This window comes from Streptomyces sp. NPDC030995, assembly GCF_055571215.1.
On record NZ_JBVIFS010000031.1, the window covers coordinates 1 to 923 of the forward strand.

Genomic DNA, 923 nt, shown 5'->3' on the forward strand with positions numbered 1-923 from the left:
CCGCTACGAACGCAAGGCCGAGCATTTCCTCGCCTTCACCAGCATCGCCTGCACCCTCATCTGCTACCGAAGACTCACCAAATGAGATGACGTCTTATCCGGCGAAGGCGAGGTTGTGCATGCGGGCGATGCCGAGCATGGTGTGGTGGACGCCGTCGCCTTTGAGTCGGCAGTCACGGAGGATCTTCCAGGTCTTCATGCGGGCGAAGGTGTGCTCGACGCGGGCGCGGACCTGCTTGTGGCACTTGTTGAGCGCCTGCTTCCAGTCGGGCAGCTCTTCGCCCTTGCGTCGGCGGTGCGGCATGAGGAGCCCAGTGCCGAGGCAGCCGCCGTCGGCGATCGTGAGTGTTCAGCCGACGGCGGCTTTGGCACCGGATTCCCCCATGCCTTGTACTCGTTGCGGTTTCCGGCAAACGGCCGGCCCACTACGACGACCAGCCGGGTGCACGGTGAGCGGAGCGAGCCGGCGCACCGTCAAGTTCGTGCGCTTGTACGCCGCCACCAGCAGTGTCCGGTCCTCCAACGGAAGGCTCCACGGTCGGCCCTTGCGGACCACGTCTGCACCCTCGCGCCGCAGCACGGGCTCAGCCCGGTGAACGGGGCTATCCAGGACGGCCCCGACGCGGTGATCACACCAGCCACAGCAAGATAATCTCATCTGTGACCAGCAGTTACGGGACAACCCTCAGGCCCTTCTCTCGGCGAGAGCACGGTCAGTTCGGTGGCTCCCGCAGCGGCGGTTCATCTGGGGGTTCGAGCCAATGGGCGAGTTCACGCCGCGTCGCTGTGGTGCGAGGATGATCGGGGCCCAGAACTCGTACTCGGTCCATCAATAGTTGCTCGAAGTCGTCGACTGCGCCGACCACGTCTCCTGCCTTACCTCGCCAGTGAGCGTAACTGTGCCGAGTGGTAAGGGTGTCAGG

1 pseudogene is annotated in these 923 nt (G+C 64.7%); it reads right to left on the reverse strand.

The window, feature by feature from the left end:
* Positions 1-94: 94 nt before the first annotated feature.
* Positions 95-642 (reverse strand): annotated as a pseudogene (locus ACZ45T_RS31675) (transposase).
* Positions 643-923: the final 281 nt, after the last annotated feature.